This window comes from Paraburkholderia caffeinitolerans, assembly GCF_902859945.1.
GTDB classification, from domain to species: Bacteria; Pseudomonadota; Gammaproteobacteria; order Burkholderiales; family Burkholderiaceae; genus Paraburkholderia; species Paraburkholderia caffeinitolerans.
Genome location: NZ_CADIKL010000043.1, coordinates 57,006 through 72,467 on the forward strand (window position 1 = coordinate 57,006; position 15,462 = coordinate 72,467).

General features: G+C 62.5%; 15 protein-coding genes and 1 tRNA gene. 2 read left to right on the top strand and 14 right to left on the bottom strand.

Annotated features, from left to right (window positions below; all coding sequences use genetic code 11):
* Positions 1 to 62: 62 nt before the first annotated feature.
* The 12 genes from pheT to HV773_RS30110 all read right to left on the bottom strand — a co-directional run bounded on the left by pheT (position 63) and on the right by HV773_RS30110 (position 13,001).
* Positions 63 to 2,516 carry a phenylalanine--tRNA ligase subunit beta gene (pheT, locus tag HV773_RS30055; protein ID WP_129561716.1) on the bottom strand — a complete coding sequence of 818 codons (2,454 nt, stop codon included), beginning with the start codon at positions 2,514 to 2,516 and terminating at the stop codon, positions 63 to 65.
* A gap of 130 nt (positions 2,517 to 2,646) precedes the next feature.
* Positions 2,647 to 3,660: a phenylalanine--tRNA ligase subunit alpha gene (gene pheS / locus HV773_RS30060; RefSeq protein WP_162497805.1), complete on the bottom strand. Its 1,014-nt coding sequence runs from the start codon at positions 3,658 to 3,660 to the stop codon at positions 2,647 to 2,649.
* 152 nt (positions 3,661 to 3,812) lie between these two features.
* Positions 3,813 to 4,172, bottom strand: coding sequence for a 50S ribosomal protein L20 (rplT, locus tag HV773_RS30065; RefSeq protein WP_007585475.1), 360 nt, complete (start codon positions 4,170 to 4,172; stop codon positions 3,813 to 3,815).
* Positions 4,173 to 4,202: 30 nt separating this feature from the next.
* Complete coding sequence (gene rpmI, locus HV773_RS30070; protein WP_035530936.1) at positions 4,203 to 4,400, bottom strand: 50S ribosomal protein L35; 198 nt, start codon at positions 4,398 to 4,400, stop codon at positions 4,203 to 4,205.
* Between the two features lie 291 nt (positions 4,401 to 4,691).
* Positions 4,692 to 5,213, bottom strand: coding sequence for a translation initiation factor IF-3 (gene infC / locus HV773_RS30075; protein ID WP_129561714.1), 522 nt, complete (start codon positions 5,211 to 5,213; stop codon positions 4,692 to 4,694).
* 49 nt (positions 5,214 to 5,262) lie between these two features.
* Positions 5,263 to 7,170, bottom strand: coding sequence for a threonine--tRNA ligase (thrS, locus tag HV773_RS30080; protein ID WP_129561713.1), 1,908 nt, complete (start codon positions 7,168 to 7,170; stop codon positions 5,263 to 5,265).
* Positions 7,171 to 7,466: 296 nt separating this feature from the next.
* A tRNA-Val gene (locus HV773_RS30085) sits at positions 7,467 to 7,543 on the bottom strand.
* A 99-nt stretch (positions 7,544 to 7,642) separates the two neighbouring features.
* The gene (locus tag HV773_RS30090; RefSeq protein ID WP_129561712.1) at positions 7,643 to 9,895 is read right to left on the bottom strand and encodes a RelA/SpoT family protein; all 2,253 of its coding nucleotides are present in this window, start codon (positions 9,893 to 9,895) and stop codon (positions 7,643 to 7,645) included.
* A gap of 111 nt (positions 9,896 to 10,006) precedes the next feature.
* Positions 10,007 to 10,360 carry a RidA family protein gene (locus tag HV773_RS30095; protein ID WP_129561711.1) on the bottom strand — a complete coding sequence of 118 codons (354 nt, stop codon included), beginning with the start codon at positions 10,358 to 10,360 and terminating at the stop codon, positions 10,007 to 10,009.
* A 60-nt stretch (positions 10,361 to 10,420) separates the two neighbouring features.
* Positions 10,421 to 11,314: an alpha/beta fold hydrolase gene (locus HV773_RS30100; RefSeq protein WP_129561710.1), complete on the bottom strand. Its 894-nt coding sequence runs from the start codon at positions 11,312 to 11,314 to the stop codon at positions 10,421 to 10,423.
* Between the two features lie 310 nt (positions 11,315 to 11,624).
* On the bottom strand, positions 11,625 to 12,266 hold the full coding sequence (locus HV773_RS30105; protein ID WP_129561709.1) for a CoA transferase subunit B: 642 nt from the start codon (positions 12,264 to 12,266) through the stop codon (positions 11,625 to 11,627).
* A gap of 15 nt (positions 12,267 to 12,281) precedes the next feature.
* Complete coding sequence (locus tag HV773_RS30110) at positions 12,282 to 13,001, bottom strand: CoA transferase subunit A (RefSeq protein WP_129561708.1); 720 nt, start codon at positions 12,999 to 13,001, stop codon at positions 12,282 to 12,284.
* A gap of 264 nt (positions 13,002 to 13,265) precedes the next feature.
* On the opposite strand from HV773_RS30110, the gene HV773_RS30115 reads away from it, so the two are divergent.
* Positions 13,266 to 13,832, top strand: coding sequence for a LuxR C-terminal-related transcriptional regulator (locus HV773_RS30115; protein ID WP_129561707.1), 567 nt, complete (start codon positions 13,266 to 13,268; stop codon positions 13,830 to 13,832).
* 68 nt (positions 13,833 to 13,900) lie between these two features.
* Here the strand turns inward: HV773_RS30115 and HV773_RS30120 are convergent, their stop codons facing one another.
* Positions 13,901 to 14,341, bottom strand: a complete 441-nt coding sequence (locus tag HV773_RS30120; RefSeq protein ID WP_129561706.1) for an acyl-CoA thioesterase — start codon at positions 14,339 to 14,341, stop codon at positions 13,901 to 13,903.
* 30 nt (positions 14,342 to 14,371) lie between these two features.
* Positions 14,372 to 15,151 carry an SDR family oxidoreductase gene (locus HV773_RS30125; protein ID WP_129561705.1) on the bottom strand — a complete coding sequence of 260 codons (780 nt, stop codon included), beginning with the start codon at positions 15,149 to 15,151 and terminating at the stop codon, positions 14,372 to 14,374.
* Positions 15,152 to 15,327: 176 nt separating this feature from the next.
* Between HV773_RS30125 and HV773_RS30130 the strand changes: the two genes are divergently transcribed.
* Positions 15,328 to 15,462 (top strand): FAD-dependent oxidoreductase (locus HV773_RS30130; protein ID WP_175197696.1); only part of this gene is annotated, 135 nt, incomplete at its 3' end.

Sequence of the window (15,462 nt, forward strand, 5' to 3'; positions counted from 1 at the left end):
CCAGGATGACCTGCAACCTCGCAAACCGGAAGCCAATGTCGGCAGGAGATGAGCCTTAGAGCTTATCCGCGCAACCGGGCGCCAAACACTCGAGCCAGGCGATCCACCAGGAACTTGATGGCCGCGTCGACCGTTTCGTCCTGAAGGGTTCCGCCAGTATCTTGCAGGGTCACCCGGAAGGCAAGGCTTTTCTCGTCCGCGCCAAGTCCGGAAGTATTTGATTTTGCACGAAATTCATCGAACAGCGCAACCCTCTGGACAATCTTGCCGGGCTCGTCTTGCAGGCATTTCTGAAGCTCGTCGAGCAGTGCCTGCACCTCGATCTTTTGATCGACGACAAGCGCGATGTCGCGTCGAACCGGCGGAAATTTCGAGACTTCCGACGGTGCGGGCAGCCCGCGAGCCATCAGCGCATCGGCTTCGACTTCGAACAACATCGGCGCATGAGGCAGGTCATACTTCTGCATCCAGCGCGGATGCAATTCGCCAATCCAGCCCACGGCGCGGCCATCGACTTCGATGCGCGCGCTACGACCCGGATGCAGCGCCGGGTGCTCCGCCTTCACGAAACGCGGCGCTTTTGCCGCGCCCAGCGGCGCAAACAGCGCTTCGAGATCGCCCTTCACGTCGAAGTAATCGACACCGCGCGTCTGCGCACCCCACTGCTCTTCGAGCGCGGGACCGTAGGCGAGCGCACCGATCATTTTCGGCTGCGCAAAACCTTCCACCGTCATCTCGCCCGCCTTGATCGACGGATCGTGCAGGAATACACGACCTGCCTCGAACACACGCACGCGGTCTGCGCGGCGGTTGAGGTTGTGACGCAGCACGTTGATGAGGCTGCCGAACAGCGTCGTGCGCATGACCGAGAGCTGGCTCGCGATCGGGTTCAGCAGCTTCACGGGATTCGCATTGCCCGCGAAATCCTGCTCCCACTCGGCGTCGACGAAGCTGAAGTTGATCGTTTCAGCGTAATCGCGCTCGGCAAGCGCGTGACGAATCGCGTGAACCGAGCGACGCGTTTCGTTCGTTGCACGCATCTCGCTGCGCGCGACGGGCGGGTTCGCGGGAATCTTCTCGAAACCGTAAATGCGCGCGACTTCTTCGATCAAGTCTTCCTCGATCTCGATGTCGAAGCGATACGGCGGCGGCATCACGCTAAACATGTCGTCGCCATTCTCCACGCTGCGTTCGAACGTGAGACCGAGACGCGTGAAGATCTGCGCGATGGCATCGCCATCGATCTTCACGCCGATGATGCGGTTCGCACGCGCAACGCGCATCTTCACCGGCGCGCGCTCGGGCACGTTCACCGTCTGGTCGTCGACCGGACCGGCTTCGCCGCCGCAGATATCGAGGATCAGTTGCGTGATGCGCTCGAGGTGCTCGACGGTCGTGGACCAGTCCACCCCGCGCTCGAAGCGGTGGCCCGCATCGGTCGAGAAGTTGTAGCGGCGCGAGCGGCCGCGAATGCTGTCCGGCCACCAGAACGCGGCTTCGAGATAGATGTTTTTCGTGTCGAGCGAGACGGCCGTGCTGTCGCCACCCATGATGCCCGCGAGGCTTTCGATCTCGCGCTCGTCGGCGATCACGCCCACGGTTTCATCGACTTCGACGGTGTTGCCGTTGAGCAGCTTGAGCTGTTCGCCCTTCTTGCCCCAGCGCACGTCCATCGAGCCGTGAATCTTGTCGAGATCGAACACGTGCGACGGGCGGCCCAGTTCGAGCATCACGTAGTTCGAAATGTCGACGAGCGCCGAGATGCTGCGCTGGCCCGAACGCTCGAGGCGCTCGACCATCCACGCAGGCGTCTTCGCGTGCGCATTCACGCTGCGGATCACACGGCCCGAGAAACGGCCGCACAGGTCCGGCGCCGAGATCTTCACGGGCAACGTTTCGTTGAGCTTGACATCGACCTTCGGGAACACGGGCGCTTGCAGCGGCGCACCGGTGATCGCGGCGGTTTCGCGTGCGATGCCGTACACCGAAAGGCAATCGGCCTTGTTCGGCGTGAGCTTGATTTCGAAGATGGTGTCGTCGAGATTGAGCGTCTCGCGGATGTCCTGGCCGACCGGCGTGTCTTCCGGCAGGATCATGAGGCCGCTATGGTCTTCGGAGAGCTTCAGTTCGCGCGCCGAGCACAGCATGCCCTGGCTTTCCACACCGCGCAGCTTCGAGAGCTTGATCGCGAAGGGCTTGCCGCCCTCTTCCGCGGGCGGCAGTTCCGCGCCCACGAGCGCCACCGGCACCTTGATGCCGGGTGCCACGTTGGGTGCGCCGCAGACGATTTGCAGCGTCGCGCCGGTGCCGGCGTCGACTTGCGTGACATTGAGCTTGTCCGCGTCCGGGTGCTTGACGACTTCGAGCACGCGGCCCACGACGATCTTCGCAGTGGGCGGCGCGGCCGGGCGCAGGCCTTCGACTTCGAGGCCTGCCATGGTCAGCGCATGGGCCAGTTCATCGGTCGTGAGCTTCGGATCGACAAAGCTTCTCAGCCAGGATTCGGGGAATAGCATTTCGTTTTACGTTCCAGACAGATTGAGACCGTCGCGTAGCGTTTTCTCGCGCGCCAAAGCTTGCGGCTTCAGGTGCTGCGTGCGCTTCGCGAACCGCGGATGCCGTGCGTGCCTTACGTGGCCTTCGGGCTTAAGCGAACTGGCGCAGGAAGCGCAGGTCGCCTTCGAAGAACAGACGCAGATCCTGCACGCCGTAACGCAGCATCGTGAGGCGTTCGAGGCCGCTGCCGAACGCAAAGCCGATATAGCGCTCCGGGTCGAGGCCCATATTGCGGATCACGGTCGGATGCACCTGGCCCGAGCCCGAGATTTCGAGCCACTTGCCGGCGTTCTTGCCTTGCTCGAACATCATGTCGATTTCGGCGGACGGCTCCGTGAACGGGAAGTACGACGGGCGGAAACGCACCTGGATGTCGTCGCGCTCGAAGAACTTCTTCAGGAAGTCCGTATAGACGCCCTTGAGGTCCGCGAAGCTGATGTTCTCTTCGATCCACAGGCCTTCGACCTGGTTGAACATCGGCGAGTGGGTGGCGTCGCTGTCCACGCGATAGGTGCGGCCCGGCACGATCACCTTGATGGGCGGCGTGTGCGTGCGCGCGTAGCGCACCTGCATCGGGCTCGTATGCGTGCGCAACAGCAGCGGACGGCCTTCGGCATCCTTGCCGTCCACGTAGAACGTGTCCTGCATCGAACGCGCCGGATGGTTTTCCGGGCTGTTCAGCGAGGTGAAGTTGTACCAGTCGGTTTCGATCTCGGGACCGTCGGCCACGTCGAAGCCGATCGAGCCGAAGATCTGCTCGACGCGCTCCCACGTCTGCATCACCGGATGCAGGCTACCGGTGCCGGCGCCGCGGCCCGGCAGCGTGACGTCGATCGCCTCGGCAGCGAGACGCTGGTTCAGCAGCGCGTCGGCAAGCGCCTGGCGGCGCGCGTTGAGCGCGGCCTCGACCTGCTGCTTGACGGCGTTGATGCGCGCACCTTCGGTCTTGCGCGTTTCCGGGTCGAGCTTGCCGAGGCCCTTGAGCAGCTCGGTCAGCGCGCCCGATTTACCGAGAAAACGCGCTTTTTCATTTTCAAGCGTGTTGACGTCGGGGGCGGAGGCGAAGGCGCGTTGCGCGTCGGCGACAATCTGGTCCAGATCCATTGATCCCATCTTTTCAGCGTCAGTGTTTGAGACTTGAGCGGCGCAGGAAGCGCTTCGCCAACAAAAACGGGGCTCGGTGAGGAGCCCCGTTTTTGTTGCAGCATCACCGAGACAACCGGACGCTGCTGCAACGAACCTGCGCAATACCTTACTTAGGCAGCGACGGCGGCCTTCACCTGCTTGACGATCGCAGCAAATGCAGCCTTGTCGAACACAGCCATGTCAGCCAGAACCTTGCGGTCGAGTTCGATCGAAGCCTTCTTCAGGCCGTTGATGAACACGCTGTAGGTCATGTCGTGCTGACGCACCGCAGCGTTGATACGCGTGATCCACAGTGCGCGGAACACACGCTTCTTGTTGCGGCGATCGCGGTAGGCGTACTGGCCTGCGCGCATGACCGCCTGCTTGGCGATGCGATAGACGTTATTGCGACGGCCGCGGTAACCCTTGGCCAGCTTGATGATCTTCTTGTGACGGGCCCGTGCGGTAACCCCACGTTTGACTCGAGGCATGAGTAGCTCCTATGAGTTGTCGGTTGAGGATTACGCGAACGGCATCATTGCGCGAACGGACTTCACATCAGACTCGTGAACGGCCGTTGCACCACGCAGGTGACGCTTATTCTTGGTGGTCTTCTTGGTCAGAATGTGACGCTTGAAGGCTTGACCGCGCTTGACGGTACCACCCGGACGAACCACGAAGCGCTTTGCGGCGCTCTTCTTGGTCTTCATCTTGGGCATGAAAAACTCCATTTATTTGATGGACATGGGTGTGCGGCTGGCTCCCACGCTCGCGCGCTTCGCCCTCAAACCGCCCTTCGAAACCCACTCCACTTGTTTTCGCAGCTGGCTGGCTCAAAAAACAAGCTTGCCGCCGCTTTCAGGAAAAACGCCCGTTTGCCGCACATTGACGTGCGGCGCGCGGGCGCCGTTCCGGAACCTGCTTCCCGTTTCCCCGTGCTAACCGCATAGAGAAACGTCTGACAAAAACTGCTGTGACCGCCGCGCATACAACAACGCGCGGCGCGCCAATTACTTCTTTTTCTTGGGCGAGAGCACCATGATCATCTGGCGCCCTTCCATCTTCGGCATCTGCTCGACCTGACCGACTTCTTCGAGGTCGGTGCGAAGGCGTTCGAGCATGCGCATGCCGATTTCCTGGTGAGCCATTTCGCGGCCCCGGAAACGCAACGTGATCTTCGTCTTGTCGCCGTCATCGAGGAAGCGAGTGAGATTACGCAGCTTGACGTTGTAATCGCCGTCGTCGGTACCCGGACGGAATTTGACTTCCTTGACCTGGATGACCTTCTGCTTGAGCTTGGCCTCGTGCTGCTTCTTCGATTCCTGGTACTTGAACTTGCCGTAGTCCATCAGGCGGCACACGGGAGGCACCGCCTGCGGGGCAATTTCAACCAGATCGACGTCCTGCTGTTCCGACATGCGGAACGCATCGGCCAGTTTTACGATGCCGAGCGGCTCGTTCTCGATTCCGACGAGACGCACCTCGGGTGCAGTGATTTCACCGTTGATGCGATGCGACTTATCCGTAGCGATGTTACGTTTCCTCTAAAAATTAAAAAAACGAGCCGCGCTGCCAGGTGGCTTACTTGAACGTCTTGACGTCTTGCGCCAGACGCTCAGCGAACGCGTCGACAGGCATGACACCCAGATCGACGCCGCCACGGGCACGCACGGCTACCGTTTGTGCTTCACGCTCTTTGTCGCCGACAACCAGCAGGTACGGGACCTTCTCAAGCGTGTGCTCGCGTATTTTATAGCTAATTTTCTCGTTGCGCAAATCGGCCTGCACTCTAACCCCTTGTTTTTGCAACGATTGGGCTAGATTTGTCGCGTATTCGGCCTGACTTTCGGCGATATTCATCACAACAGCCTGCACCGGAGCGAGCCAGGACGGCATCGCACCAGCGTGGTGCTCGATCAAAATCCCGAGGAAACGCTCCATCGAACCGAGGATTGCACGGTGCAGCATGATCGGGCGGCGGCGGCTGTTGTCCTCAGCCACGTACTCGGCGTCAAGGCGCTCCGGCAGCACCATGTCGAGCTGCAGCGTGCCGCACTGCCACGAGCGGCCGAGCGCGTCCTTGATGTGGTACTCGACCTTCGGGCCGTAGAACGCGCCTTCGCCCGGCAGTTCTTCCCATTGCAGGCCGCAAGCCGTCAGTGCGTCACGCAGGCCCTGCTCAGCGCGATCCCACGTCTCATCCGTCCCCGCGCGCGAATCCGGGCGCAGCGAGAGCTTGATGTCGATGTGATCGAACCCGAAATCCTTATAGACGCTCATCGCCAGCGTGTTGAAGGCGATCGACTCGCTGATGATCTGGTCTTCCGTACAGAAGATGTGCGCGTCGTCCTGGACGAAGCCGCGCACGCGCATCAGACCATGGAGCGCACCCGACGCCTCATTGCGGTGGCACGAGCCGAATTCCGCATAGCGCAGCGGCAGGTCGCGGTACGAGCGCAGGCCGTGGTTGAACACCTGGACGTGGCCCGGGCAGTTCATCGGCTTGATGGCGTAGTCGCGCTTTTCCGACTCCGTCGTGAACATGTTTTCACGATAGTTCTGCCAGTGGCCCGACGCTTCCCAGAGCGAGCGGTCCATGATCATCGGCGTTTTGATCTCGTCGTAGCCGGCATCGCGCAGGCGGCCGCGCATGTACTGCTCGACCTGCTGCCAGAGCGTCCAGCCCTTCGGGTGCCAGAACACCATGCCCGGCGACTCGTCCTGCATGTGGAACAGGTCGAGCTGCTTGCCGAGCTTGCGGTGGTCGCGCTTCTCCGCCTCTTCGAGCATGTGCAGGTACTGATCCTGGTCTTCCTTCTTCGTCCAGGCCGTGCCGTAGATGCGCTGCAGCTGCTCGTTCTTCGCATCGCCACGCCAGTAGGCGCCCGCGACCTTCATGAGCTTGAACACCTTGAGCTTGCCCGTGGACGGCACGTGCGGGCCGCGGCACAAGTCCGTGAAGCCGCCGTGCGCGTAGAGCTTGATGTCCTCGGCGCCAGGAATCGATTCGATGATCTCAGCCTTGTACTTCTCGCCGATGCTCTTGAAGTAATCGACCGCATCGCCGCGCGAAACGACACGGCGCGTAACCGGCTCGTCCTTCTTCGCGAGCTCCTGCATGCGCTTTTCGATCTTCTCCAGATCTTCGGGCGTGAAGGGACGGTTGTAGGCGAAGTCGTAGTAGAAGCCGTTGTCGATGACCGGCCCGATCGTGACTTGCGCTTCCGGATAGAGCTCCTTCACCGCATATGCAAGCAAGTGCGCCGTCGAGTGACGGATGATGTCGAGGCCATCGGCGTCCTTCTCGGTGACGATGGCAAGCGATGCGTCGCGATCGATCAGCGTCGAGGTGTCGACCAGCTCGCCGTCGAGCTTGCCGCCGAGCGCCGCCTTGGCGAGGCCGGGGCCAATCGAAGCCGCCACTTCAGCGACCGTGACGGGATGATCGTACTGTCGAACCGAACCATCGGGCAGACGTATCGCAACCATGTTTTTCTCCAGAAGTGCCATGGAGGCACATCGTATCGTTCGTGGAAGATTGCCGGCAAAGCAACCCGCGAAAACTTCGCGGCGAAAAAAAATGCGGCCCCGCTTTCGAGGGGCCGCATTCACTTTTCAAACCAGATTGCAGGGCGAAAGAGATCCTCGACTATCAGCGTCGCTCCGAAGTAGTTTCGGTAAACGTTCGCGGTGTCATAACCGTATTCGCCTTAGGCGCTCATTCAGCGCTTTTACTGCATGTGAAGCCTCGATACGTACTACTCATATCGCGACTTCGATTTCGTTGGTAGGCTCGATTGGACTCGAACCAACGACCCCCACCATGTCAAGGTGGTGCTCTAACCAGCTGAGCTACGAGCCTGAAGAAGGAAGATTCTATGTTGCCTGCGCGGACTTGGCAAGTATTTTTTGCGGCGGAGCACAAAAGTCACCAGGAGCCACCAAGACCCAGCCCCGCGCCTCAGTGCTTGCGCGCCGCCCTGAGCACCCCGCCCACCTCGCCCAGCAGCACACACGCGCGCTGAATCTGCGCCGAATTCGACACTTCGACCGTGAACTGCATGTATGCGGCGTTGCGTCGCGATTGCGTCTTCACGCCGATCACGTTCATCTTCTCTCGCGCGAACACTTCAGAGATGTCGCGCAACAGGCCCTGGCGGTCGCTGGCCTCGATCAGGATATCGACCGGATACACCGATTGGCCACGCCCGCCCATCACGTCGGCGGACCAGGTGGTCTGCAGCACACGCTCCGGCGCACGGCCCGCCATGCGCAGGAAGGTCGGACAATCGCTGCGGTGAATCGACATGCCCTTGCCGCGCGTCACAAAACCGCGGATATCGTCGGGCGGCGCCGGCCGGCAGCAGCGCGCGAGCTGAGTGAGCAGCGCGTCTACACCCACCACGAGCACGCCGGACGAACCGCCGTGCGCCACATTCGCGCCACTCGCGCGCTTGGTGATCTGCTCGGGCGTCTCGTCCGCAGGTTCGGCGGCGGGCGCATCGTGCAGCGCCTGCTCAACGTGGCGCAGGCTGAACTCTTCCTTGCCAACTACGCTGAAGAGCTCGTCGGGCGACTTGAAGCCGAGCTTGGCAGCAAGCTGATCGAGATTGACGGACGTGCGCCCCTCGCGCTGCAGCGTCTTTTCCACCATCGCGCGGCCGTTGGCGATGTTCTCCTGCGCCTCGATGGCGTTGAACCACACCCGCACCTTCTGCCGGGCGCGCGTGCTGTGCAGATAACCGAGCTGCGGGTTGAGCCAGTCGCGCGACGGGCCGCCCTCTTTCACCGCGACGATCTCGACGGTCTGGCCGTTCTGCAACTGCGTGTTGAGCGGCACCATCGCGCCGTCCACGCGCGCGCCGCGGCAGCGATGGCCGAGCTCGCTATGCAGGTGATACGCGAAGTCGAGCGGCGTCGCGCCCTGCGGCAGCGCAATCACGCGCGCCTGCGGCGTGAGCACATAGATATGGTCGTCGTCGAGCGTGGCGTGGCGCAGTTGCTCCCACGGCTGAGGACCGTCGGCCACATCGTCCTTCCAGGCAAGCAGCTGACGCAGCCAGGCAATTTTCTCGTCGTAAGCACTGGCCGCGCTGAACTGGCCACCATAGCCCTTCGAGCCGGCCTCCTTGTAACGCCAGTGCGCCGCCACGCCATATTCCGCGAACTGATGCATCTCCTGGGTGCGGATCTGCACTTCGAACGCACGGCCGTCGTCGCCGATCACGACTGTATGCAGCGAACGATAGCCGTTGGGCTTGGGCCGAGAGATGTAGTCGTCGAACTCCTTCGGCACCGGCTGCCAAAGGTTGTGCACGATGCCGAGCACCGTGTAGCAATCCTTGATATCGCGCACGATTACGCGAAACGCGCGCACATCGTAGAGCTCGGAGAAGTCGATCTCCTTGCCGCGCATCTTCTTCCAGATGCTGTAGATGTGCTTGGGCCGACCGCTCACCTCGGCATCGATATGCGCGGCGGCAAGCTCGTGCTGCAGCCGGGCGATGGCCTCCGCCACATAGCTCTCGCGCTCCACGCGTTTTTCGTCGAGCAACTTCGCGATGCGCTTGTAGGTCGCCGGTTCCTCGAAGCGGAACGCGAGGTCTTCGAGCTCCCACTTCAATTGCCAGATCCCCAGCCGGTTCGCGAGCGGCGCGTAGATTTCGAGCGTCTCGCGCGCAATCTCGGGGGCGGGCGTGACCTTCGCCGCCGCGTAGTAGCGCAGCGACTGCACGCGCGACGCGAGCCGGATCAGCACCACGCGGATGTCTTGCGCGAACGCCAGCAGCATCTTGCGCAGCGACTCCACCTGGGCTCGGCGCGCGGCCTGGGCGTCGCGGCCTTCGCGACCGGCTTCGGATGCTGCGTTCTGTGCCGCAGCGCGCAGGCTCACGGTGCCGAGGCGCAACAGCTTGCGCACGTCGAACACGAGCTTGACGACCTCGGCGCCGAAGCGCGCCTCGATGGTGCCCTCCGGATCGTCGAGATGCGGCGCGATATTGAAGAGCGCCGCCGCCAGCACGGCGGGAGGATCGACGTTCAGGCGGCTCATGATGGAAGCCGTGCCTTGCGCGTGCTCGACAAGGGGCTCGCCAGTGGAAAGGCGCGCGTCGCCGGCGTGCTCGCGCACGAACGCGAGCGTGTCGTCGAGCGACGGCAGTGCGGCGCGGGCGGAAGCTTCGGCGGAAACGGGAGGTACGGTGTCGCTGCTCATGAGACGGCGCCCGCCGGCATACCGGACGGGCTGCAAACTACGATGAAACGATTCAGGCCAACAGTCGCGCAATCATCAAGTTCAAGCACGCTCAAGCGTGCTCAATCACATTCAGTCGCGCTGCGCAGCCACCACGACGATCTCGACCAGGCATTCCGGATTGGCGAGCTTCGCCTCGACGGTCGCGCGCGGCGGCGTGGCGCCCTGCGCCACCCACTTATCCCACTCGGCATTCATGCCCGGGAAGTCCTTCATGTCGGCGATATAGATCTGCACCGAAAGCAGCAGCGACTTGTCGCTGTTCGCTTCGCCCAGCAGACGGTCGATGTGGCCGAGCACTTCGCGCATCTGGCCGCCGATGTCCTGACTGGTGTCCTCGGCGATCTGGCCCGCGAGATAGACCGTGCCGTTGTGAATAGCCGTTTCCGAAAGACGCGGGCCGACGTGGTGACGAATGACTGCCATGTAGAGTCCTGTTGAAGTTGAATGTTCGATGCGCCCCCGGCAGGCCGGGGAATCTCGATATTATGACCCGCCGACGGGCCCTCCGTCGAAGAAACGCCGCGCAATCTCAATCTGGTCAGCCGCGAGAAACGCCGGCGCATGCCCGACGCCCGCGATTTCGGCACTCGACACCTGCTGGCCGGTTTCGCCCATCTTTGCCACGGTTTCGCGCGAGAGCAGATCGGAAAGCTCGCCGCGCACCGCCAGCACCGGTCCCTTGAACGCGGCGAGCGAGCGCCATAAAAACTGTTCGCCCTGCTCGTTCTGCTCGGGCGTGACGCCCTTGAAGCCTTCGGAGATGCGCGGGTCATAGCGGTAACGCCACGTGCCGTCCACCTCGTGCAGCAACGGCGTGTTGATCTCGCGCCACTCCTGCGCGGTGAGCGGGCCGAACGACGCCGCCAGCAACGCCGCATTGTCGATGCCTTCCTGCAGCGTACCGAAGCGTTCGTCGCGGCCGACGTAATCGCCAATGCGCCCGAGCGCCGCGGGCTCGATATGAGGACCGATGTCGTTAAGCAGCATGCGGCCGATGGGCGCCTCGGGCAGCCCCGCGAGCGCCATGCCGATCAGGCCGCCCATCGAGGTGCCGAACCAGTCCACCTGCTCCACGCCCGTGCGAGCGATGAGTGTGACCATGTCCGCGACGTACTGCGCGACGCCATAGCCGCGCGGGTCGACGAGCCACGACGAGAGCCCGCGTCCGACGACGTCGGGGCAAACCACGCGATATTTTCCGCACAGCACCGCGGCCAGCCGGTCGAAATCGCGGCTCGAACGCGTGAGGCCATGCACGCACACCAGCACGCGCGGATTGGCGGGATCGCCCCATTCGGTATACGCCATGCGGTGCAGCCCCGAAGGGCTGAGGCACTGGACGTAATGCTGACGCGGCACGGCAGACGGTTCGGTCATCGCTCAAGTCTCGCTGGTTGCGCCCTTAGGCTGTGAGGCCATTGTAAACGGCTTTGCCGTGCGCAACCGTCGCGCACGCCGCCGCTCAAGATACGTCCAGGCCTGGCGAGCGCGATGGCATCCCACGTGTGGCGGCAGGTTCGCCGCCCTCACCCCGGCCATCCGGCGTATGCCATTCGACCGAGGTTTCAAACCCGCACAATCGCGCAAGAATGGACCCGTCCTCACAGCCCACAAACGCAAAACGGGCGGAACCGAAGTCCCGCCCGCCTCAATCATGCCGCAGCCATCGACTACCGCATTGCCGCGATCAGTTCACCGCGCTCACATCGAGCGGCGCGCCGGTCTTGGCCTTGATCTCGTCCACCGTTACGCCCGGCGCGAGTTCGGTCACCTTCAGGCCCGCATCGGTCACTTCGATCACACCGAGGTCGGTGATAATCAGATCGATCACGCCCACGCCCGTGAGCGGCAGCGTGCACGCATCGAGAATCTTGTGCTGGTCGCCCTTGGCCACGTGCTCCATCAGCACGACCACGCGGCCCACGCCCGCGACGAGGTCCATCGCGCCGCCCATGCCCTTGATCATCTTGCCGGGGATCATCCAGTTGGCCAGGTCGCCCTTCTCGCTTACCTGCATCGCGCCGAGGATCGCAAGGTTGATATGGCCGCCGCGAATCATCGCGAACGAGTCCGCCGACGAGAAGATCGACGAACCCGGCAACGTCGTCACCGTCTGCTTGCCGGCGTTGATCATGTCGGCATCCACTTCCTCGTCGGTCGGGAACGGTCCGATGCCGAGCAAGCCGTTTTCCGATTGCAGCCACACTTCCATGCCTTGCGGCACGTGGTTGGCCACGAGCGTCGGCAAACCGATGCCGAGATTCACGTAGAAGCCGTCCTGCAGTTCCTTCGCCGCGCGGGCGGCCATTTCATCACGATTCCATGCCATGGTCGGTCTCCTTTCTCACTTGCCCGCAGGGTTGCCAGATGCAGCGCGCACAGTGCGTTGTTCGATGCGTTTCTCGGGGTGCGCATTGAGCACGATGCGCTGCACGAAGATGCCCGGCGTATGGATGTTGTCCGGATCGAGTTCGCCGTTCTCGACTATCTCCTCCACTTCCACCACGGTGAGCTTGCCCGCCATCGCGCACATCGGGTTGAAGTTGCGCGCCGTGCGCCGATAGATCAGATTGCCCGACTTGTCGGCCTTCCAGGCCTTCACGAGCGCCACGTCGGCCGTGAGCGAATGCTCGAGCACGTAGTGCTTGTCGCCGAACTGGCGCGTTTCCTTGCCTTCGGCGATGAGCGTGCCGTAGCCGGTATTGGTGAAAAACGCCGGAATGCCCGAGCCGCCTGCGCGCAGCTTTTCGGCCAGCGTGCCCTGCGGCGTGAATTCGAGCTCGAGTTCGCCCGAAAGGTACTGGCGTTCGAACTCCTTGTTCTCGCCCACATAGGACGAGATCATTTTCTTGATCTGGCGTGTCTCCAGCAGCAGGCCGAGGCCGAAGCCGTCGACGCCCGCGTTGTTGCTGATGCAGGTGATGCCCTTCACGCCCGAATCGCGCAACGCGCCAATCAGGGCCTCGGGAATGCCGCACAGCCCGAAACCGCCTACCGCGAACGTCTGCCCGTCCTTGACGACGCCTTCGAGCGCGGCAGCCGCGCTTTTATAGACCTTGTTCATCAGTGTGTCCCTTCCTCGTATGGAAATACGTCGATGCGCTGGTTCGTTAAACCTGTTCGTTGAATTCTTGTTGAATGCGTTCGTTCGGCCCGGCATGGCGGCGTTTCAACCGCCTGGATGCCTCATTCTAATCATGGCCCGGTGGCGCTGCCGCGAACCCGGCCCGGCACCCACCCGGCCCTCCGATGGTTGCAAAGAGTACGCTGGGCAGGCATTGCGGCACAATACGCAAAACTACATAAAGCCCTACCCGCATCGCCCGCCATGCCAGCACTCGCAAACACCACCGCCGCACTCGACTACCAGACCGCCTTCCATCTCGCGCCGATCGGGCTCGTGCTCGCGCGCGAGCGCATCGTGGAGGACTGCAATGAGGCCGTTTGCGCCATCTTCCGCTGCCCGCGCGAGGCGCTGATCGGGCAGTCGTTTCTGGTGCTGTATCCGTCGGCTGTCGAGTTCGAGCGCATCGGCGAGCGTATTCCGCCCATCATGACGGCCCAGGGCAGCTACGCCGACGACCGCATCATGAAGCGCTTCGACGGCGAGCTCTTCTGGTGCCACGTCACGGGCCGCTCGCTCGACCGCGCGGAGCCGCACGCCGCGGGCATCTGGACCTTCGAGGACCTGAGCGCCACACGGCGCGTGGCGGTCGAGCTCACGCCGCGCGAGCGCGAGATCGCGGCGCAACTGGTCACGGGCAAGACGAGCAAGCAGATCGGGAAAATTCTCGACATCAGCTCGCGCACGGTGGACATCTACCGCGCGCGGCTCATGCGCAAGTACGACACGGGCAACGCTACCGAACTGCTGCAGCGACTGCTCGGAAATTGATGCGGCTTGGATGCCGCGTATTGAAGCGTGAAGCGGCGCGCGGGGCACGCGCACGCCGTAGAACCCAATCAGCGCGCCTTCACGAGCGGCGCGTTTTCAATCGTCGCGCGCAGGCTGTCGGGAATCGGCACCGATTTACCGGCCGCGTAGTCGATCCATACGCAGCGCGCATTGCCGCGCGCGTACACGGTATCGGGATCGTCCACGCGGCGCAGCTCGAAACCGGTATCGAAACTGCTGCGGCCCGGCTCGCCCACCGTCATCGTGCAGACGATATCGCCGGGGTAATGCAACTGCCTCAGGAAATCCATCGACGCGTTCACGATCACGGGCCCCTGCCCATCGCCTCTTTCGTGGCTCTCGCCGCCTACGCCGATGTGCTCGAACCAGGAAATCCGCACCTGCTCCATGTAGCGGAAATAGACCGTGTTGTTCACATGGCCGAACGCGTCCATGTCGCCCCAGCGGATCGGCATGGTCATTTCAAAAACGGGGTGATACTCACTCATTGCACTTTTTGCACTCGTTGCACTTGAAATTCACATCAGGCCAAAGCCGTCGTCGGCGGTGATGATCGACCCGTTCATGAAGGCCGATTCATCCGCCGCCAGCAGCAGCAGCAAGCCGTCGAGATCAGCCGGTGTGCCGACCCGGTGGCGCGGCAGCATCGAGATGAGCTTCTGGCCCTGCTCGGTTGCCCAGTGATGATGGTTGATCTCGGTGTCGATATAACCAGGACAGATTGCATTCACGTTGATGCCGTGCCGCCCCCATTCGAGCGCCATGGCTTTCGTCATATGCACGACAGCCGCCTTGCTGATCCCGTAGAGGCCGATCTGCGGCAGCACGCTCAAGCCCGCCACCGAAGCGATGTTGATGATGCGATACGCCGGCTTCGATGCGCCGCCATTGCCGCGCATGATCATGCGTTTCGCCACTTCCTGGGCGACGAAGAATGCGCCGCGGGTATTGGTGTCGAACACGTACTCGAAGTCGGCGGGTGTGACTTCCGCGAGCTTCTGGGTGGTGGAGACGCCGGAGTTGTTGACGAGAATGTCGATGGTCCCCGCCTCGGTTTCCGCATGTGCGACCGCCGAACGGATGCTCTGGTAATCCGTCACGTCGAGCGAAACCACATGCGCGGCCCCGCCGCCAGCCTCGATTTCGGCGCGCAATTCCTTGAGGCGCTCTACGCGCCGGCTCGCCAGCACGACCTTCGCACCGGCCTGCGAGAGCACCTGGGCGAAACGCTTGCCCAGACCGCTCGACGCGCCGGTGATCATTGCCACCTTACCTTCCAGATTGATCGAACGGCCCATTTTCGCTTCCTGTTCAAGGATGAAAGAGCACCGGAATGCGCCACCGGCGGCGTGCCGGGCATTCTGGCATAAAATAGAACGATCGTGCTAAAATTAACTCGTCAGCTTGCGGCCCAGAGGGTGTTACCCGACAATACGAACCCGAAAAAAGTATTCTAATGGCAAGAGGAGCTTTGATGACCCCCGCAAGTCTTTTGGAGCAATACGGCCCACGCGAGTCGATGGAATACGACGTGGTGATCGTAGGCGGCGGCCCGGCGGGCCTGTCCGCGGCGATCCGCCTGAAGCAACTGGCAGCAGAAAAAGGCGCT

What these genes read in the sequence shown, in the direction of transcription:
- HV773_RS30110 (WP_129561708.1), bottom strand. Translation starts at nt 13,001, where the DNA reads ATGAACAAGGTCTATAAAAGCGCGGCTGCCGCGCTCGAAGGCGTCGTC.
- HV773_RS30105 (WP_129561709.1), bottom strand. Translation starts at nt 12,266, where the DNA reads ATGGCATGGAATCGTGATGAAATGGCCGCCCGCGCGGCGAAGGAACTG.
- HV773_RS30125 (WP_129561705.1), bottom strand. Translation starts at nt 15,151, where the DNA reads ATGGGCCGTTCGATCAATCTGGAAGGTAAGGTGGCAATGATCACCGGC.
- pheT (WP_129561716.1), bottom strand. Translation starts at nt 2,516, where the DNA reads ATGCTATTCCCCGAATCCTGGCTGAGAAGCTTTGTCGATCCGAAGCTC.
- thrS (WP_129561713.1), bottom strand. Translation starts at nt 7,170, where the DNA reads ATGGTTGCGATACGTCTGCCCGATGGTTCGGTTCGACAGTACGATCAT.
- rpmI (WP_035530936.1), bottom strand. Translation starts at nt 4,400, where the DNA reads ATGCCCAAGATGAAGACCAAGAAGAGCGCCGCAAAGCGCTTCGTGGTT.
- HV773_RS30120 (WP_129561706.1), bottom strand. Translation starts at nt 14,341, where the DNA reads ATGAGTGAGTATCACCCCGTTTTTGAAATGACCATGCCGATCCGCTGG.
- HV773_RS30095 (WP_129561711.1), bottom strand. Translation starts at nt 10,360, where the DNA reads ATGGCAGTCATTCGTCACCACGTCGGCCCGCGTCTTTCGGAAACGGCT.
- HV773_RS30115 (WP_129561707.1), top strand. Translation starts at nt 13,266, where the DNA reads ATGCCAGCACTCGCAAACACCACCGCCGCACTCGACTACCAGACCGCC.
- HV773_RS30100 (WP_129561710.1), bottom strand. Translation starts at nt 11,314, where the DNA reads ATGACCGAACCGTCTGCCGTGCCGCGTCAGCATTACGTCCAGTGCCTC.
- rplT (WP_007585475.1), bottom strand. Translation starts at nt 4,172, where the DNA reads ATGCCTCGAGTCAAACGTGGGGTTACCGCACGGGCCCGTCACAAGAAG.
- pheS (WP_162497805.1), bottom strand. Translation starts at nt 3,660, where the DNA reads ATGGATCTGGACCAGATTGTCGCCGACGCGCAACGCGCCTTCGCCTCC.
- HV773_RS30090 (WP_129561712.1), bottom strand. Translation starts at nt 9,895, where the DNA reads ATGAGCAGCGACACCGTACCTCCCGTTTCCGCCGAAGCTTCCGCCCGC.